This is a genomic window from Pseudomonas sp. AC070 (assembly GCF_979258635.1).
This window is the reverse complement of sequence record NZ_OZ409871.1, coordinates 906,552-924,542: the sequence shown is the minus strand read 5'-3', so window position 1 is coordinate 924,542 and position 17,991 is coordinate 906,552. Positions and strand designations below refer to the sequence as shown.

General features: G+C 60.9%; 16 protein-coding genes. 8 read left to right on the top strand and 8 right to left on the bottom strand.

Annotation, left to right across the window (positions count from 1 at the left end; genetic code table 11):
• Positions 1 to 35: 35 nt before the first annotated feature.
• The 5 genes from rng to mreB form a co-directional block, all read right to left on the bottom strand.
• A complete protein-coding gene (gene rng, locus ACZZ0Q_RS04030; RefSeq protein ID WP_122494371.1) occupies positions 36 to 1,493 on the bottom strand; it encodes a ribonuclease G in 1,458 nt (485 codons plus the stop codon).
• Positions 1,486 to 2,091 (bottom strand): Maf family protein, encoded by a 606-nt coding sequence (locus ACZZ0Q_RS04025; RefSeq protein WP_463539993.1) that lies wholly within the window; start codon positions 2,089 to 2,091, stop codon positions 1,486 to 1,488. Before ACZZ0Q_RS04025 ends, rng begins: the two co-directional genes overlap by 8 nt.
• Positions 2,092 to 2,143: 52 nt before the next feature.
• Positions 2,144 to 2,632, bottom strand: a complete 489-nt coding sequence (gene mreD / locus ACZZ0Q_RS04020) for a rod shape-determining protein MreD (protein WP_122494374.1) — start codon at positions 2,630 to 2,632, stop codon at positions 2,144 to 2,146.
• The gene (gene mreC / locus ACZZ0Q_RS04015; RefSeq protein ID WP_463542243.1) at positions 2,629 to 3,684 is read right to left on the bottom strand and encodes a rod shape-determining protein MreC; all 1,056 of its coding nucleotides are present in this window, start codon (positions 3,682 to 3,684) and stop codon (positions 2,629 to 2,631) included. Before mreC ends, mreD begins: the two co-directional genes overlap by 4 nt.
• Before the next feature lie 343 nt (positions 3,685 to 4,027).
• The gene (gene mreB, locus ACZZ0Q_RS04010; protein WP_108096189.1) at positions 4,028 to 5,065 is read right to left on the bottom strand and encodes a rod shape-determining protein MreB; all 1,038 of its coding nucleotides are present in this window, start codon (positions 5,063 to 5,065) and stop codon (positions 4,028 to 4,030) included.
• 225 nt (positions 5,066 to 5,290) lie between these two features.
• On the opposite strand from mreB, the gene gatC reads away from it, so the two are divergent.
• The 5 genes from gatC to ACZZ0Q_RS03985 all read left to right on the top strand — a co-directional run bounded on the left by gatC (position 5,291) and on the right by ACZZ0Q_RS03985 (position 9,472).
• Positions 5,291 to 5,578: an Asp-tRNA(Asn)/Glu-tRNA(Gln) amidotransferase subunit GatC gene (gatC, locus tag ACZZ0Q_RS04005; protein ID WP_463539994.1), complete on the top strand. Its 288-nt coding sequence runs from the start codon at positions 5,291 to 5,293 to the stop codon at positions 5,576 to 5,578.
• 28 nt (positions 5,579 to 5,606) lie between these two features.
• Positions 5,607 to 7,058, top strand: coding sequence for an Asp-tRNA(Asn)/Glu-tRNA(Gln) amidotransferase subunit GatA (gatA, locus tag ACZZ0Q_RS04000; protein ID WP_463539995.1), 1,452 nt, complete (start codon positions 5,607 to 5,609; stop codon positions 7,056 to 7,058).
• Between the two features lie 11 nt (positions 7,059 to 7,069).
• Entirely contained in the window at positions 7,070 to 8,515 is a 1,446-nt protein-coding gene (gene gatB, locus ACZZ0Q_RS03995; protein ID WP_463539996.1) for an Asp-tRNA(Asn)/Glu-tRNA(Gln) amidotransferase subunit GatB, read from the top strand.
• 151 nt (positions 8,516 to 8,666) lie between these two features.
• Positions 8,667 to 9,065 (top strand): septal ring lytic transglycosylase RlpA family protein, encoded by a 399-nt coding sequence (locus ACZZ0Q_RS03990; protein WP_463539997.1) that lies wholly within the window; start codon positions 8,667 to 8,669, stop codon positions 9,063 to 9,065.
• Positions 9,066 to 9,082: 17 nt separating this feature from the next.
• Positions 9,083 to 9,472: a carboxymuconolactone decarboxylase family protein gene (locus ACZZ0Q_RS03985; protein WP_463539998.1), complete on the top strand. Its 390-nt coding sequence runs from the start codon at positions 9,083 to 9,085 to the stop codon at positions 9,470 to 9,472.
• Positions 9,473 to 9,517: 45 nt separating this feature from the next.
• On the opposite strand, the gene ACZZ0Q_RS03980 is transcribed toward ACZZ0Q_RS03985, so the two are convergent.
• The 3 genes from ACZZ0Q_RS03980 to ACZZ0Q_RS03970 form a co-directional block, all read right to left on the bottom strand.
• Positions 9,518 to 11,236, bottom strand: a complete 1,719-nt coding sequence (locus ACZZ0Q_RS03980) for an ABC transporter ATP-binding protein/permease (RefSeq protein ID WP_463539999.1) — start codon at positions 11,234 to 11,236, stop codon at positions 9,518 to 9,520.
• 115 nt (positions 11,237 to 11,351) lie between these two features.
• Entirely contained in the window at positions 11,352 to 11,912 is a 561-nt protein-coding gene (locus ACZZ0Q_RS03975) for a response regulator transcription factor (RefSeq protein WP_122494389.1), read from the bottom strand.
• Positions 11,913 to 11,925: 13 nt separating this feature from the next.
• Complete coding sequence (locus ACZZ0Q_RS03970; RefSeq protein ID WP_122494391.1) at positions 11,926 to 13,185, bottom strand: ATP-binding protein; 1,260 nt, start codon at positions 13,183 to 13,185, stop codon at positions 11,926 to 11,928.
• Positions 13,186 to 13,453: 268 nt separating this feature from the next.
• Here ACZZ0Q_RS03970 and ACZZ0Q_RS03965 point away from each other — a divergent pair, with 268 nt between their 5' ends.
• From ACZZ0Q_RS03965 to ACZZ0Q_RS03955, 3 genes are all read left to right on the top strand, one after another.
• Entirely contained in the window at positions 13,454 to 14,161 is a 708-nt protein-coding gene (locus tag ACZZ0Q_RS03965; protein WP_463540000.1) for an SIMPL domain-containing protein, read from the top strand.
• A gap of 340 nt (positions 14,162 to 14,501) precedes the next feature.
• Positions 14,502 to 16,103, top strand: a complete 1,602-nt coding sequence (locus ACZZ0Q_RS03960) for an ABC transporter substrate-binding protein (protein ID WP_463540001.1) — start codon at positions 14,502 to 14,504, stop codon at positions 16,101 to 16,103.
• 57 nt (positions 16,104 to 16,160) lie between these two features.
• Positions 16,161 to 17,786 (top strand): ABC transporter substrate-binding protein, encoded by a 1,626-nt coding sequence (locus ACZZ0Q_RS03955; protein WP_463540002.1) that lies wholly within the window; start codon positions 16,161 to 16,163, stop codon positions 17,784 to 17,786.
• Positions 17,787 to 17,991: the final 205 nt, after the last annotated feature.

Sequence of the window (17,991 nt, the reverse complement as noted above, 5' to 3'; positions counted from 1 at the left end):
GCTAAACGCAGCGCCGGTTAAGGTCGCGAGAGGTGTCAGAGTAGAACCACGTCGTATTGTTCCTGCGAATACATGCTCTCGACCTGGAATTTAATGGTGCGGCCGATAAAGCTTTCGAGGTCGGCCACATTACCCGATTCCTCGTCCAACAGGCGGTCGACCACTTTCTGGTTGGCCAGCACGCGATAGCTTTCGGCCTGGTAGGCACGGGCCTCGCGCAGAATCTCGCGGAAGATTTCGTAGCAGATGGTTTCCGGGGTTTTCAATTTGCCGCGCCCCTGACAGCTGACGCACGGCTCGCACAGAATCTGTTCGAGGCTTTCCCGGGTGCGCTTGCGGGTCATCTGTACCAGGCCCAGCTCGGTGATGCCGATGATGTTGGTTTTCGCGTGGTCGCGTTCCAGCTGCTTTTCTAGCGTGCGCAGTACCTGGCGCTGGTGTTCTTCGTCTTCCATGTCGATGAAGTCGATGATGATGATGCCGCCCAGGTTGCGCAGCCGCAGTTGCCGGGCGATGGCGGTGGCCGCTTCCAGGTTGGTTTTGAAGATGGTCTCTTCCAACGTGCGATGGCCGACAAAGGCGCCGGTGTTCACATCAATGGTGCTCATCGCCTCGGCTGGGTCGATGATCAGGTAGCCGCCCGACTTCAACGGCACCTTGCGCTCCAGCGCTTTCTGAATCTCGTCTTCAACGCCGTACAGGTCGAAGATCGGCCGCTCGCCGGGGTAATGCTCGATACGGTCGGCCACTTCGGGCATTAGTTCGTCAACGAACTGGGTAACCTTCTGGAAGGTTTCCCGCGAATCGACGCGCAATTTCTCAGTGCGCAAACTGACCAGATCACGCAGGGTGCGCAGCGCCAGGCTGAGGTCTTCGTAAATCACCGAAGGCGTAGGCGCGGTTTTCATTTGCGTGGCGATCTGGCTCCAGAGGCGGCGCAGGTAGCGGATGTCGGCAACGATTTCATCGGCACCGGCACCGTCAGCCGCGGTGCGCAAAATAAAACCGCCGGCCTCTTCAATGCCTTCGGCGGCGATGCAGTCGGCCACCACTTTCTTCAGGCGTTCGCGCTCCACTTCATCTTCGATACGCAGCGAAATGCCGACATGGCTGGTGCGCGGCATGTACACCAGGTAGCGCGACGGAATCGACAGCTGCGTGGTCAGGCGCGCGCCTTTGCTGCCGATGGGGTCTTTGGTCACCTGCACGGTGAGGCTCTGACCTTCGTGCACCAGCGCGCTGATGCTTTCCACGGCCGCACCTTCGCGGGTGGAAATTTCCGAGGCGTGAATAAACGCCGCGCGCTCCAGGCCGATGTCGACGAAGGCCGCCTGCATGCCAGGCAACACGCGCACCACTTTGCCTTTATAGATGTTGCCGACGATGCCGCGGCGCTGTGTGCGCTCGACATGCACTTCCTGCAACACACCGTTTTCCACCACCGCCACACGGGATTCCATGGGCGTGATGTTGATCAGAATTTCTTCACTCATGACGGCTCTCGCTCATGGCCTGCCAGCAGGGAATACCGAATTCGGCGAGTAAGGCGGCGGTTTCACACAGTGGCAGGCCGACCACGGCCGAATAGCTGCCACGCATGCCGCTGACAAACACGGCGGCCAAGCCTTGAATAGCGTAGCCGCCCGCTTTGTCCTGCGGCTCGCCGCTGGCCCAATAGGTGGTTGCTTCAGCGGTGGAAATGGAACGGAAACTGACGTCGCTGCTGACCAACCGCACTTCACTGCGCTGGCCGTTCGCCAGGGCAACGGCGGTCATCACTTGGTGTTCGCGGCCGGAGAGTAATTGCAGCATGGCCAGGGCATCGGCCTGGTCGGCGGGCTTGCCGAGAATGCGGCCATCGACGACGACAGCGGTGTCGGCACCGAGCACGACGGCATCGGAGGTGGCGGGCAATGTCGCCAAGCCGGAAGCCGCCTTGGCCAGCGCCAGACGCTGCACATAGTGCTCGGCCGACTCGCCAGGCTGGACGCTTTCGTCGATGGGGGCGGCAAGGATGGAAAAGCCTACGCCGATCTGCGTCAGCAGTTCGCGCCGGCGTGGAGACCCGGAGGCCAGGTAAAGCGTGGCCATGCAGACCTCTCCCTGTCGAGCAGTAAAGAGGCAGGCCTAGGCCCTGCCCCGCTTAGTTGACGTTCAAACGCTGGTGCACACCGCGCAAGGCCACCGACACCCACGGCCAGAGCAGCGCACTGACCAGCGCGGGCAGCACAAAAGCCAAGGTAGGCGGCCGGTTGCCGGTCAACGCATTGAGCCACAACTGCACCAGTTGGGCCAAGCCAAACACCACCAGCAGCACCAGGCTCTGTTGCCACATGGGGAACATGCGCAGGCGCTGATGCAGGTTGAGCACAAGGAAGGTCACGAGCGTGAGGATCAGCGCGTTCTGGCCGAGCAACGTGCCGTACAACACGTCAACGCCCAACCCGAGCAACCAGGCGGTGGTCATGCCCACGCGGTGCGGCAGGGCCAGCACCCAGTAGGTGAGAATCAAGGCAGGCCACAACGGACGACCCACTTCCATGAAGTCTGGCAACGGCGCCACGCTAAGCAGCAGCGCCAGGCCCAGGCTGAACCAGATGACCCAACCGTTACGTGGACGCAGACCAATCATCGACGCTCTCCCTGAGTGGCGGGCTTGGCCGGTGTGGCGGCAGGTTTGGCGGGCGTAGTCGCCGGTTTTGCTGGCGTTGCCGCAGGCTTGGCAGGAGCAGCCGGCGCCGGGCTTGGGGCAGCTGCGCCAGCGGGTGCAGGCGTGGCAGCGGGCGCCGGTGACGGCGCTGGCGCCGAGCCGGCACCTTCACTTTGCAGGGCCTCAGCGGCTTTCTGTTCAGCCTGGCGATCAACCTTTTCCTGCGCTTCGGCCGAATCGGTGGCGCGCTGTTCCGGGGTGCGGGTGTCGGTAAATACCAGCAGCACATAACGGCTGCGGTTGAGCGCGGCAGTGGGCACGGCGCGAACAATGGCGAAGGGCTGGCCGGAGTCGTGCACCACCTCTTTCACCACCGCCACTGGGTAACCCGCCGGAAAGCGCTGGCCCAGCCCGGAGCTGACCAGCAAATCGCCTTCTTTAATATCTGCCGTGTCGGCGACATGACGCAGTTCCAGGCGCTCCGGGTTACCGGTGCCACTGGCGATGGCGCGCAGGCCATTGCGGTTCACCTGCACGGGAATGCTGTGGGTGATGTCGGTGAGCAGCAGCACGCGCGAGGTGTACGGCATTACTTCAACCACCTGGCCCATCAGACCACGCGCGTCGAGCACCGGCTGGCCGAGGAACACGCCGTCTTTGCCGCCTTTGTCGATCAGGATGCGATGGGTGAAGGGGTTGGGGTCTACGCCGATCAGCTCGCCCACCAACACTTTTTCATCCACCAACGAGGAGGAATTGAGCAATTCGCGCAAACGCACGTTCTGCTCAGTGAGCGCCGCCAGCTTTTGCAGGCGACGCTGCATCAACAGCGCTTCAGCTTTGAGTTTTTCGTTCTCGCCGAGCAGCTCGCTACGGCTGGTGAACTGCGCGGTGGCGCCATCCCACATACGCACGGGGAAGTCGGCCAGCCAATAGAACGGCGTCAGCACCAGACCGAGCTGGCTGCGCATGGGCTTGAGGGATTCGAAACGGGCGTCGACCACCATCAGCGTGGCCGACAGCACAACCAGCACCAGCAGGCGCACACCCAATGACGGTCCTTTGGCAAAGAGCGGCTTAATGGCTGATTGCTCCGACGCTGAAGTGAATATTCATACGGTCCGCATCGCTGGCTGGTGGGCGTGGATTCTGAAGCGCGAAATGTAACGGCAGTGACCGACTTAAATGCAATGAGCCCACCGGAGTGGGCCCAACAGCCATGCTTTTTTAATGTTCAGGCTGGTGAAAACGTAGCGAGCGAAGGGTACGCGAGGCAAAAACAGATGAACAAGCGGAGTTGGCTGTAGCCAATGAGCATTGTGAAGCTGTTTTTAACGCGGCGTACCCGAGCGCAGTAGTTTTCTCAAGGCCTGGGACTCATTCGCTGGAAAGCAGATCCATGGTGTGACGGTCCATCATCTCGAGGGCCTTGCCGCCGCCACGGGCTACGCAGGTCAGCGGGTCTTCGGCAACGATCACCGGCAGGCCAGTTTCTTGGGCCAGCAGCTTGTCGAGGTCACGCAGCAAGGCGCCACCACCGGTCAGCACCAGACCGCGCTCGGCGATGTCGGAAGCCAGTTCCGGCGGCGATTGTTCGAGGGCGCTTTTCACCGCTTGCACGATGGTGGCCAGCGACTCTTGCAACGCTTCGAGCACTTCGTTGGAGTTCAGGGTGAAGCTGCGCGGTACGCCTTCAGCCAGGTTACGGCCACGTACATCCACTTCGCGAAGTTCGCCGCCCGCGTAGGCGGTACCGATTTCCTGCTTGATGCGCTCGGCGGTGGATTCACCAATGAGGCTGCCGTAGTTACGGCGCACGTAGGTGATGATCGCTTCGTCGAAACGGTCGCCGCCCACACGCACGGATTCGGCATACACCACACCGTTGAGGGAAATCAGGGCGATTTCAGTGGTACCACCACCGATGTCCACCACCATGGAACCGCGCGCTTCTTCTACCGGCAGGCCGGCACCGATAGCAGCGGCCATGGGTTCTTCGATCAGGAACACTTCACGGGCACCGGCACCGAGGGCCGATTCGCGAATGGCGCGACGTTCAACTTGGGTGGATTTGCACGGAACGCAGATCAGCACGCGAGGGCTGGGCTGCAGGAAGCTGTTTTCGTGCACTTTATTGATGAAGTACTGCAGCATTTTTTCGCAGACGCTGAAGTCGGCGATCACGCCGTCTTTCATGGGGCGAATGGCTGCGATGTTGCCGGGGGTACGGCCGAGCATGCGCTTGGCCTCGGTTCCGACTGCCACGACACTCTTCTGGTTGCCGTGGGTACGGATGGCGACCACGGATGGCTCGTTCAGCACGATGCCGCGTTCGCGAACATAAATCAGGGTATTGGCAGTGCCCAGGTCGATCGAAAGATCACTGGAAAACATGCCACGCAGTTTCTTAAACATGGGATAGGGACCCTAGGCAACGCGTGGGTAAAAAAGTGCGGCAAACTCTAACAACGACGGGGATTTTGGGCAAGGCGCCAATATGTTAAATTGCCGCCTTTTCCCGGCATTAGCGCCCAGTTAGCGGCTTATGACCGCGCGCTGATCTTATCCGTTCCGTACGACATTCCCTACGGACTTCTACTCGCCTCTCGCAGGCCGTTCTATTTAATTGGAGAACACCCGATGGCGCTCGAACGCTCCGAGGTGGAGAAAATCGCTCATCTGGCCCGACTGGGTCTGAACGAAGCCGATATCCCTCGCACCACCGAAACACTGAATAACATTCTGGGCCTTATCGATCGCATGCAAGCAGTCGACACCACCGGCATCGAGCCGCTGGCCCACCCGCTGGAAGCAACCCAGCGCCTGCGTGAAGACACCGTCACTGAACAGAATCAGCGCGACGCTTACCAAGCCATCGCCCCGGCCGTGCAAGACGGCCTGTATCTGGTTCCGAAAGTAATCGAGTGAGGGTTATCGAGTGAGTAAGGACGTGGACATGCACCAACTGACCCTGGCCGAGATTGCCCGTGGCCTCGAAGCCAAGAAATTCTCCTGCGAAGAGCTGACCCGCAGTTTGCTGGCGCGTATCGCCGCACTGGACCCACAGCTCAACAGCTTTATTACCGTGACCCAAGACAGCGCGTTGCAGCAGGCCAAAGCCGCTGACGCCCGTCGCGCGGCCGGCGAAACCGGCGCCCTGCTTGGCGCGCCGCTAGCCCATAAAGATTTGTTCTGCACCCAGGGCATTCGCACCAGCTGCGGCTCGAAAATGCTCGACAACTTTACCGCCCCCTACGACGCCACTGTGGTCGCCAAGCTCGCCGCCGCTGGCGCCGTGAGCCTGGGCAAAACCAACATGGACGAATTCGCCATGGGCTCGGCCAACGAGTCGAGCCATTACGGCGCGGTGAAAAACCCGTGGAATCTTGAGCACGTGCCGGGCGGCTCGTCCGGTGGTTCGGCGGCGGCCGTCGCCGCGCGCCTGCTGCCAGCTGCGACAGGCACCGACACCGGTGGCTCGATCCGCCAGCCCGCCGCACTGACCAACCTCACCGGCCTCAAGCCCACCTACGGGCGTGTTTCGCGCTGGGGCATGATTGCCTACGCTTCGAGCCTCGACCAAGGCGGCCCATTGGCCCGCACCGCTGAAGACTGCGCGCTGCTGCTCCAAGGCATGGCCGGTTTCGACGCGAAAGACTCCACCAGCGTCGATGAGCCCGTGCCGGATTATTGCGCCACCCTCAACGACTCGCTCAAAGGCCTGCGCATCGGCCTGCCTAAGGAATACTTTGGCGAAGGCCTGGACCCGCGCATTGCCGAGCTGATTCACGCCAGCGTCAAACAGCTGGAAGCGCTCGGTGCGGTGGTCAAGGAAATCAGTCTGCCCAACATGCAACACGCGATTCCGGCTTACTACGTCATCGCCCCGGCGGAGGCTTCCTCCAACCTCTCGCGTTTTGACGGCGTGCGCTTCGGCTACCGCTGCGAAGATCCAAAAGACCTCACCGACCTTTACAAGCGCTCGCGCGCCGAAGGCTTCGGTGCCGAAGTGCAGCGGCGCATCATGGTCGGCGCGTACGCGTTGTCCGCCGGGTACTACGACGCCTATTACCTGCAAGCGCAAAAAATTCGTCGCCTGATCAAGAACGACTTTATGGCGGCCTTCCACGATGTGGACGTAATCCTCGGCCCCACCACGCCCAACCCGGCGTGGAAAATTGGCGCGAAGAACAACGACCCGGTCGCTGCCTACCTCGAAGACGTCTACACCATCACCGCCAACCTTGCGGGCTTGCCGGGCATTTCCATGCCGGCGGGTTTCGTCGATGGCTTGCCGGTTGGCGTACAACTGCTCGCGCCCTACTTCCAGGAAGGTCGCCTGCTCAACGTCGCTCACCAGTATCAGCTCAACACTGACTGGCACACGCGCACACCGACAGGCTTCTGAGGAGAACCACCATGCAATGGGAAGTTGTTATCGGGCTGGAGATTCACACTCAGCTCGCCACCCAATCGAAGATTTTTTCCGGCAGCGCCACCACCTTTGGCCAAGCGCCGAACACCCAGGCCAGCCTGATCGACCTGGGCATGCCCGGCGTGCTGCCGGTGCTCAACGAAGAAGCGGTGCGCATGGCAGTGAAATTCGGTCTGGCGATTGACGCCGAAATCGGCCAACACAACGTGTTCGCGCGCAAAAACTACTTCTACCCCGACCTGCCCAAGGGCTACCAGATCAGCCAGATGGAGCTGCCCATCGTCGGCAAAGGCCACCTGGATATCACCCTGGAAGACGGCACCGTCAAACGCGTCGGCATCACCCGCGCCCACCTAGAAGAAGACGCCGGTAAAAGCCTGCACGAAGACTTCAGCGGCATGAGCGGCATCGACCTCAACCGCGCCGGCACGCCGCTGCTGGAGATTGTTTCCGAGCCGGACATGCGCAGCGCCAAAGAGGCGGTGGCGTACGTGAAAGCCATTCACGCGCTGGTGCGTTACCTGGGCATTTGCGACGGCAACATGGCCGAAGGTTCGCTGCGTTGCGACTGCAACGTGTCGGTACGCCCCAAAGGCCAGGCCGAATTCGGCACGCGCTGCGAGATTAAAAACGTCAACTCCTTCCGCTTTATCGAGAAGGCGATCAACAGCGAAGTGCAGCGCCAGATCGAGCTGATCGAAGACGGCGGCAAGGTCATTCAGCAAACTCGCCTGTACGACCCGAACAAAGACGAAACCCGCGCCATGCGCAGCAAGGAAGAAGCCAACGACTACCGTTACTTCCCTGACCCTGACCTGTTGCCGGTAATTATCGACAACGCCTTCCTCGACACCACCCGCGCCACCCTGCCGGAGTTGCCGCCGCAAAAACGCGAGCGCTTCCAGGCACAGTTCGGTTTGTCGGCCTACGACGCCAGCGTGCTGGCGTCCAGTCGCGAGCAAGCCGACTACTTCGAACACGTGGTCAGCATCAGCGGCGACGCCAAGCTGGCGGCCAACTGGGTGATGGTCGAGCTGGGCAGCCTGCTGAACAAACAAGGCGTGGAAATCGACGCCTCGCCGGTGAGCGCCGAGCAACTGGGCGGCATGCTGCTGCGCATAAAAGACAACACCATCTCCGGCAAGATCGCCAAGATGGTCTTTGAAGCCATGGCCAACGGCGAAGGCAGTGCGGATCAAATCATCGAAGCCAAGGGTCTCAAGCAGGTCACCGACAGCGGCGCCATTTCCGCCGTGCTCGATGAAATGCTGGCGGCCAACGCCGAGCAGGTTGAACAGTACCGCTCCGCCGATGAGGCCAAGCGCGGCAAGATGTTCGGCTTCTTTGTGGGCCAGGCGATGAAAGCCTCGAAAGGCAAAGCCAACCCGCAGCAGGTTAACGAGCTGTTGAAGCAGAAGCTGGAAGGCTGATCGGCGTTTGCGCGGCCCTCTCCCCCCGCCCCTCACCCGCAAGCGGGCGAGGGGCGCTGATCGGATTCGGTCTAGTGCCCTCTGCCCGCTTGCGGGAGAGGGCTAGGGAAAGGGTTTAGGTTTTGCTCCCAACCCAAACGGAGACACAGGTATGTGGCGTCTGTTATTCGCAGGAAGCTGTCTCGCGCTGTTGAGCGCCTGTACCACTCCCTCCTTTCGCGGCAGCACCAGCGACAACACGCCGGCCTACAACGGTCATTACGATGAACGCGGCGAGGCGTCGTATTACGGTGCCAAGCACCATGGCAAAAAGACCGCCAGCGGCGAGCGCTTCGACCAGGCGCAACTGACCGCCGCCCACCGCACCCTGCCCTTCGGCACTCAAGTTCGAGTGACCAATCTGGACAACAACAAATCTGTGATTCTGCGCGTTAACGACCGTGGCCCTTACAGCCGCAAGCGGTTGATTGATGTGTCGCGCGCGGCCGCCGAACAACTGGGCATGGTGCGCAGCGGCGTGGCGACGGTACGCGTGCAGAGTCTCGACTGATCTCTTGAGGAAACGCTATGAGTGAACAGCCTAAAAACGGCGAGCAGATGCGCCGTCAGGTGATGGGCGATGCCTTTGTCGACCGCGCCTTGAACAACGCCACCGACTTCACCCAGCCGCTGCAAGACTTCGTTAACGAGCACGCCTGGGGTTCGGTCTGGAGCCGTGAAGGCTTGCCGCTAAAAACCCGCAGCCTGATCACCCTCGCCGCCCTTACCGCCCTGAAATGCCCGCAAGAGCTGAAGGGCCATGTGCGCGGCGCGCTGAACAATGGCTGCTCGGTCGAAGAAATTCGCGAAGCGCTGCTGCACTGCGCCGTGTACGCCGGCGTGCCGGCCACCATCGACGCCTTCCGTGCCGCGCAGGAAGTTATCGAAAGCTACGAACCGGCCACGCCAAAACCGTAGGTTGGGCTCAGCCAAAGGCGAAGCCCAACACTCACGACCAAACCACTAAGCCTCCACGAGCCCCTGGTCTTCCAGGCGCAACTGCCGCCCATGGAATTGTTTGAGACTGCCCCGGTGGCCAATGCTGATCAGGCTGCTGCCGGGCAACTTGTCAGTCAGCAGGCGGTACACCGCCGTCTCATTGGCCTCGTCCATGGCCGACGTGGCTTCGTCGAGGAACAACCAACGCGGCTCCACCAGCAACGCACGGGCAATGGCCACGCGCTGTTGTTCGCCCGGCGAGAGCACGCGCTCCCAGTGATTTTCTTCTTCCAGGCGACCAGTGAGGTGCGCCAGGTTGCAGGCTTGCAACACCTCGTGCAGGCGTTCGGTGGAATAGGTGGTCTCGGCCTGGGGATAACTTAGCGCCGCACGCAGACTGCCAATCGGCAAATAAGGCTTTTGCGGCAGAAACAGACTGCTGTCCGGCACGTTCAAGGCGCCCTTGCCGAATGGCCACAAGCCGCTCAGCGCACGCAGCAAGGTGCTCTTGCCGCTGCCCGAGGCGCCGCTGATTAACACGTGTTCGCCCGGTGCAATATTCAGCGACGTGGGGTTCAGCAATACGCGGCCATCGGCGAGGCTAAGCTGCACCTGGTTCAGGCTCAATTGCTCGACATTGCGACTGCGGGTGATCGCCGGATTGGCGTCCAGATGCTCGCCCTCGGCCAGCGCCTGACGGAAGCTGAGAATCCGGTCGCAGGTGGCGCGCCATGCCGCGAGGCTGGCGTAGGCGTCGATAAACCAGCTCATGCTTTCCTGCACGTTGCTGAACGCCGAGTTGATTTGCATAAGATCGCCAAGCTGAATCTTGCCGGCGAAATAGCGCGGCGCAGCGACGATCATGGGAAAGATAATGGCGATCTGGCCGTAGCCCGAACTGAAAAACGTCAGGCGCTTCTGCACCTTCATCAGCTCCCAAAAGTTGCTCCACACTTTGGTGAAACGCCCCATCAGCCGCTGCTGTTCGTTTTGCTCGCCGTTGTAAAGGGCAATGCTCTCGGCGTTTTCACGAATACGCACCAAGCCAAAACGCAGGTCGGCTTCGTAGCGCTGCTGGTTGTTGTTGAGCACGATCAAGCGCCGCGCCACCAAGTGCACCAGCCAACTGCCGACCAGCGCATACAGCAGCGCCGCCCAGAACATATAGCCCGGCACATCGATACCGAAGATTTCCAAGCTGCCGGACACGCCCCACAGAATCACCGAGAACGACACCAGACTGACCACGTTGCGAATCAGCCCAAGGCCAAGGCTCAGCGTGCTGTCGGTAAAGCTATTGAGGTCTTCGGCCAGACGTTGGTCCGGGTTATCCGTGTAGCCGGCTTGCTCGAGGCGGTAGTAGTTCTTGTGCGCCAACCAGGCGGCAAAGTGTTTTTCCGTGAGCCAGCGACGCCAGCGGATGGTCAGCATCTGCGTGAGGTACAGCTTGTACACCGCGATCAGAATCGCCACCGCGGCGATGCCGCAGAAGTACAGAATCAGTCGGGTAAACGCCTCAAGGTCTTTGTTTTGCAGGGCGTTGTAAAAGTCGCGGTACCAGCTGTTGAACCACACCGAAATCGCCACGCCCACGAGCGACATGGCGATGACCGCAATCAACAACAACCAGGCCATGCCTTTTTCTTCGCTGCGCCAGTAGGCGCTGGCCAGGTGCCAGACGCGGGAGAAAAAGTGGCTGGGCAGCGCATCATTGACCGCTGAATATTCGGCGTTCTTACTCATGGATGGCACTCAAGACGGGGATGAAAAAAAGCGCCTAACCAGACGCTTTACTGCATGAGGGGGCGCTGATTAAGACAGTTTCCAGCCCCCTTGGATAGCCTGTCTCGCGGCCAGTTCAGCGACGTACCGGACGCTTCTGCAATTTGCGCTGCAGCGTCCGACGGTGCATGCCCAACGCGCGTGCGGTGGCGGAGATATTGCCGTCGTGTTCGCCCAACACACGCTGGATGTGTTCCCACTGCAGGCGGTCCACCGACATCGGGTTTTCCGGCACCAGCGTCGACAGGTCCGCATGTTCGGACACCAGCGCCGTCAGCACATCATCGGCGTCAGCGGGCTTGCATAGGTAATTGCAGGCGCCGCGTTTGATCGCTTCCACGGCGGTGGCGATGCTGGAATAGCCGGTGAGAATCACCACGCGCATTTCGGTGTCCAGCGCGAGCAATTTGGGCAGCAGCACCAGCCCGGAGTCGCCTTCCATTTTCAGGTCGAGCACGGCGTAGTCGGGAATATCCTGCTCGGCCAAGGCCAGGCCGGCTTCGGCAGAGCCGGCAATCGACACGCGCAAGCCTCGGCGACTCATGGCGCGGGCCATTACGCGGGTGAAGGTTTCGTCGTCATCGACCAGCAGCAGATGCGGTTGTTCTTCGCCTTCGATGGGGGTTTCTTCGCTCATTGGCTTCTCCGGTTCAGCTTGGCTGACGAGGCAGGCGCAGCTCGGTAAGCGTGCCGCCATCTTCATGATTGTAGAGTTTCACCGAACCGCCAGCCCGCGTGACGCTGGCCTGGCTCAGGAACAGACCCAGGCCAAAGCCTTTGCCTTTGGTGGTGATAAAGGGTTTACCCAACTGCTCGGCAATGGCCAGCGGCACGCCGGCGCCGTGGTCGCGGATGCTGATGCACATTTCCAGCACGTTCCAATCCACGCGAATGTCGAGCTTGTCGGCGCACGCGTCGGCGGCGTTGTTCAGCAAGTTGAGCAGGGCTTGGGTGAGGTCTGGCGGCGGCGCCAGACGCGGTACCGCGCCGATGCCGAGAATCTGATAACGGTAGGTGGCTTCGGGGCGCATCAGGTGCCAGCGGTTGAGCGTGGTTTCCAGCCAACTGGCCACTGACTGCTCTTCCACGGTCAGGCGGCGGTCGGCCTCGGCGGCGCGTACCAGTTGCTGCAAGGTGTCTTTGCACAGGCTCACTTGCTCTTGCAGCACGGCCAGGTCTTCTTGCAGCAGCGGATCGGGATGCTCGCGGCGCAGCTCTTTGATCAACACACTCATGGTCGCCAGCGGCGTGCCCAGCTCGTGCGCGGCGCCGGCTGCTTGCGTGGCCACCGCGAGCAGTTGTTGGTCGCGCATGCTTTCCTCACGACGCTCGGCCTGCAACTGCACCTGACGCCGCACCGCCCCGGCCATTTTCACCACGAAGAAGGTAATAAACGCCGCCGACAGCGCGAAGTTCAGCCACATGCCAAACAGATGCAGGCTGATCAACATGGCCTCGTGCTGCACGCCATGCAGGTGCAGCGGGTGATACCAAATCAGCAACGCGGTGTAGCCGCTCAATGCCAGGCCGCTGAGCACCATGGAATACAGCCACGGCAAGGTGGCGGCGGCGATAGTCAGCGGCACCAGGTAATAGGAAACGAAGGGGTTGGTCGAACCGCCGGAGTAGTACAGCAGCACGCTGTGAATCAGCAGGTCGCACGCCAGTTGCCCGGCATATTCAAGCTCGGTCACCGGCCATGGCCCACGCAACCGTAAGGCGGTGAGGCAACACAGCACGGCCGAACAGACGAGGGTCAAACACAGAGGCAGCCACGGCAGTGGCAACAGATCGAGCAAGTAGGCGACGCCCACTGACGTAGCCTGAGCGGCCAGCACCAGCACGCGGATCAGGCTCAAGCGCCAAAGATTCTGGCGGCTGGCGGAAAGCAACAACACGGGGGCGAGCATGAGCGCTCCTGATGAGAGCCACAAACGACGGGCGAGTATAACCAGCAGTGCGACAAACCGTGGCAAGTGCGGCAACCCGTCGCAACGCCATTCAATACAGCACCCGTATGAGCCAGCTTGCTGGCGAACCCTGCAAACGTGATTTCCAGCGTTCGACGCAGAATTCGCGACAAAGGTCGCTCCTGCGCGAGCGGCACCGTGACGGAACCCGCCCCTGCCGCTACAGTCTGAACCGCGTAACCCTGCCCTGTGCCCATAAGGAGTTTGCATGTCTTCGCTCAGCCGCCTTACCGCTGCCATCGCCCTCAGTGCCGCCACCCTCACGGCGCTGCCCAGCCATGCCGATGAGGCGCGTTACAACCAGGTTTCCCTGCGCGCCGAAGTCAACCAGGACGTGCCGCACGACCTGATGAACGTCACGCTCTACACCGAAGCGCAAAACAGCGACCCGGCCAAGCTCGCCGCTGCCACCAGCGAAACCCTCAACATCGCCGTGGAACGCGCCCGCCAAGCCAAAGGCGTGACGGTGAAACTCGGCAGCCGCAATAGCTACCCGATCTACGATAACGACGGCCAGAAAATCACCGGCTGGCGTGAGCGCGGCGAAATTCGCCTGGAAAGCAGCGACTTCGCCGCCCTGTCCACCCTCACCGCCGACCTGCTGAAAGACCTGAAAGTCGCCAGCATGGACTTCGCCATCTCCAACGCCACCCGCAAAAAGAGCGAAGACGAATTGCTCAAAGAAGCCGTTGCCGCCTTCAAAGCACGCGCCGACATCGCCACCGCCGCCGTGGGCGGCAAGAGCTACAAACTGGTGAGCCTGAACCTCAACAGCGCCGGCTTCCAACCAATCCGCCCAATGCGCATGGAGGCGATGTCCAGCATGAGCAAATCTGCCGCACCGCAGGAAATTGAAGCGGGCACCAGTGAAGTGACGATGGCGGCTGATGGCGTGATTGAAGTGCAGATGCAGTAAGTTCGGCGTTGCCTGAACGATCCAATCGCGGCTAAAGCGGATCGCCGCCCGCTCTTACAGGTGTAGGAGCGGCTTTAGCCGCGATGCTCTTCGCCACACCCCAGTGCTCCTTTTCGAAGCACTCGCCCCACCCGCCAGCGCCGCGCCCTCCCCCGACCGCCCGGTCACTTTCCCTAACACTTATAAAAACGCGACATCCAAAGACGATCCCGCCACAGCTTCTACACTCTTTGACCTATGCAGCTTGCAGTGGGCATGTGCCCTGCATACTTTCCAGCCACTCGGTCGTTCACGATCTGAAGGCCGAACTCGCAAAAAACGACAACAACCTGAGGCCACCATGCAAAAGAAAGTTGCCCTTCCTTTGTTACTTGCAAGCGGATTGCTGACCAGCGCTCCTTTCGCCCACGCCGCCAGCACGCTGGTGTTTTGTTCTGAAGGCAGCCCCGCTGGCTTCGATGCCGCGCAGTACACCACCGGCACCGAGTTCGATGCGGCGGCCGAAACCATGTTTAACCGCCTGACTCAATTCGAGCGCGGCGGCACCGCTGTTGAGCCCGGCCTGGCAACCAGCTGGGAAGTGTCGGCAGACGGCCTCACCTACACCTTTCACCTGCGCGACGGCGTGAAGTTCCACACCACCGAGTACTTCAAGCCGACCCGCGAATTTAACGCCGACGACGTGCTGTTCACCTTCGAGCGCATGCTCAATAAAGATCATCCGTTCCGTAAGGCCTACCCCACCGAGTTCCCGTATTTCACCGATATGGGCATGGACACCAACATCACCAAGGTCGAGAAAATCGACGCCAAAACCGTGAAGTTCACCCTCGCGGCGGTCGATGCAGCGTTCATTCAAAACCTGGCCATGAGCTTCGCCGACATCCTCTCCGCCGAATACGCCGACAAGTTGCTCAAAGACGGCAAGGCTTCGGACATCAACCAGAAGCCTGTAGGCACGGGGCCGTTCGTGTTCAAGCGTTATCAGAAAGACGCGCAGATTCGTTACACGGCCAACAAGGATTACTGGAAGCCGGAAGACGTGAAGATCGACAACCTGATCTTCTCCATCGTTACCGACGCCTCGGTACGCATGCAAAAGCTCAAGGCCAACGAGTGCCAGATCACCCTGAACCCGCGTCCGGCTGACCTGGAATCGTTGAAGAAAGACCCGAACCTGGTGCTGCCAGAACAAGCGGGCTTCAACCTCGGCTACATCGCTTACAACGTCACGCACAAACCGTTCGAGCAGCTGAAAGTGCGTCAGGCGTTGGACATGGCGGTGAACAAAAAAGGCATCATCGACGCCGTGTACCAAAGCGCCGGCCAGCTCGCCACCAACGGCATGCCGCCGACCCAATGGTCTTACGACAACAGCATCAAAGACCCGGCCTTCGATCCAGAGAAAGCCAAGGCGCTGCTTAAAGAAGCCGGCATTGCCGAGGGCACCGAGTTCACCCTGTGGGCCATGCCGGTACAGCGTCCGTACAACCCCAACGCCAAGCTGATGGCTGAAATGCTGCAGGCCGACTGGGCCAAAGTTGGCATCAAAGCCAAGATCGTCAGCTACGAATGGGGCGAGTACATGAAGCGCGCCAAAGGCGGTGAGCACGACATCATGTTGATCGGCTGGAGTGGCGACAATGGTGACCCCGACAACTGGATGGGCACCCTCTACAGCTGCGACGCGGTAGAAGGCAACAACTTCTCCAAATGGTGTGACCAGGACTACGACAAGCTGGTCGTGGCCGCCAAACGCACCACCGATCAAGCCAAACGCACCGAGCTGTACAAGCAAGCTCAGCAGGTGCTGAAAGCGCAGGTGCCGATCACCCCCATCGCCCACTCCACGGTTTACCAACCGATGCGCAAAAGCGTGAAGGACTTCAAGATCAGCCCGTTCGCGCTGAACTCGTTTTACGGCGTCAGCGTAGAGAAATAGCTATCGCGTCGACCGTCTGGCATCGCGCCAGACGGTCTCGATTGCAGAGGCGCTTGTTTGAAGACTCCGAAAAATACCCATCTTTTCAGGGCGCTGCTGTTAGCGGCCGGTCTTTTTGCACCTGCGGTTTTTGCCGCGCCTGAACAAACCTTGGTGGTCTGCACCGAAGCCAGCCCGGAAGGGTTCGACATCGTGCAGTACACGGCCGCGACCACGGCTGATGCATCGTCAGAAACCGTGTTCAATCGCTTGGTCAATTTCAAACCGGGCAGCACTGAACTGGTCCCAGGTCTGGCTGAAAGCTGGGAAATTTCCCAAGACGGTTTGACCTACACCTTTCACCTGCGAGCCGGGGTGAAGTTTCACCGCAACAAGGCGTTTACGCCGACCCGAGAATTTAATGCCGAGGATGTGCTCTGGAGTTTTCAGCGTCAGCTGGACCCAACGCATCCGTGGCACAAGCTGGCCACCCGCGGCTTTCCCTATGCCGAAGCCATGGGCATGGCCGCGCTAATCGCACGCATCGAAGCAGCGGATGCACACACCGTGGTGTTTACCCTTAACCACGCCGAAGCGCCCTTTCTGGCCGACCTGGCCATGGGTTTTGCCTCCATTTACAGCGCCGAATACGCCGCGCAATTGCTCGTCAGCGGCAACGGCGAACAGCTGAACCAACAGCCCATCGGCACCGGCCCGTTTGTGTTCGAGCGCTACAGCAAAGACGCGCAGATCCGCTTTCGCAGCAACCCCGACTATTGGGACGGCGCGCCAGTGCTGACGCGGCTGATTTTCGCCATCACCCCCGACCCGAACGTGCGCCTGCAACGGCTGAAGGCCAATGATTGCCAAGTGGCCGTGTATCCCCGCCCTACCGACATTCCCGCTCTGCGCACCGAGCCTGAGCTAAAGGTGCTGGAGCTTGATTCATTGCTGACCGCCTATGTCGGTATCAACACCCGTCACCCGCCGCTGGACGATGTGCGTGTGCGCCAGGCCATCAACCTGGCGTTCGACAAAGCTGTGTATGTGCGCGCGCAATTCGGCGAAGGCGGCGCCTCCCCGGCTGTAGCGCCTTATCCGCCGACGCTGTGGGGCAGCGACCCAACGATCAAAGACTGGCCGCACGACGTGCAGCGGGCCAAGCAGTTAATGAAGGAAGCCGGGCATGGCGACGGTTTTGCACTGACCATCTGGACCCGCCCTGGCGGCGGCCCGACCAACCCCAACCCCGGTATCGGCGCGCAGTTACTGCAAAACGACCTGGCCCATCTCGGCATCAAAGCCACCATCCGCGTGTACGAATGGGGCGAGTTGCTCAAGCGCGCCAAGAATGGCGAGCACGACCTCATATTCATGGGCTGGGCCGGCGACAACGGCGACCCGGACAACTTCCTGACGCCCAACCTCTCCTGCGCCGCCGCCCGTTCTGGCGAAAACCAGGCCGGCTGGTGCAACGCTGAATTCGATGCGCTAGTTACCCAAGCCCGACTGAACAGTGATCAAACCCAGCGCGCCGAACTGTACCGCCAGGCGCTTGGGATTTTTCACCAGCAGGCACCGTGGATTTCGCTGGCCCATCCGAAACAATTCAGCGTGATGCGCAGTGACGTGCAGGGCTTTGTGCTAAGCCCCATGGGCTCGAACAACTTCGCCAAGGTGCAGCGCCGTGCTTTTGCAGAATGAGCCTACAAGCCTGCGCGCCGACACCGAGGCCGGCCGTCTGCCAGCGCCTATGCTGTGTTGCACGGGTCGGCGAATGCGAGAAAAATACGCGCCCTTTTCGCCTGGGCTCGAGCGGAGACTGAACCTGCGCAAGAGGTGGGGCTCAATAGCTCGCGAGACGTCCGCCCTCTCCCTAACCCTCTCCCGCAAGCGGGCGAGGGGACGA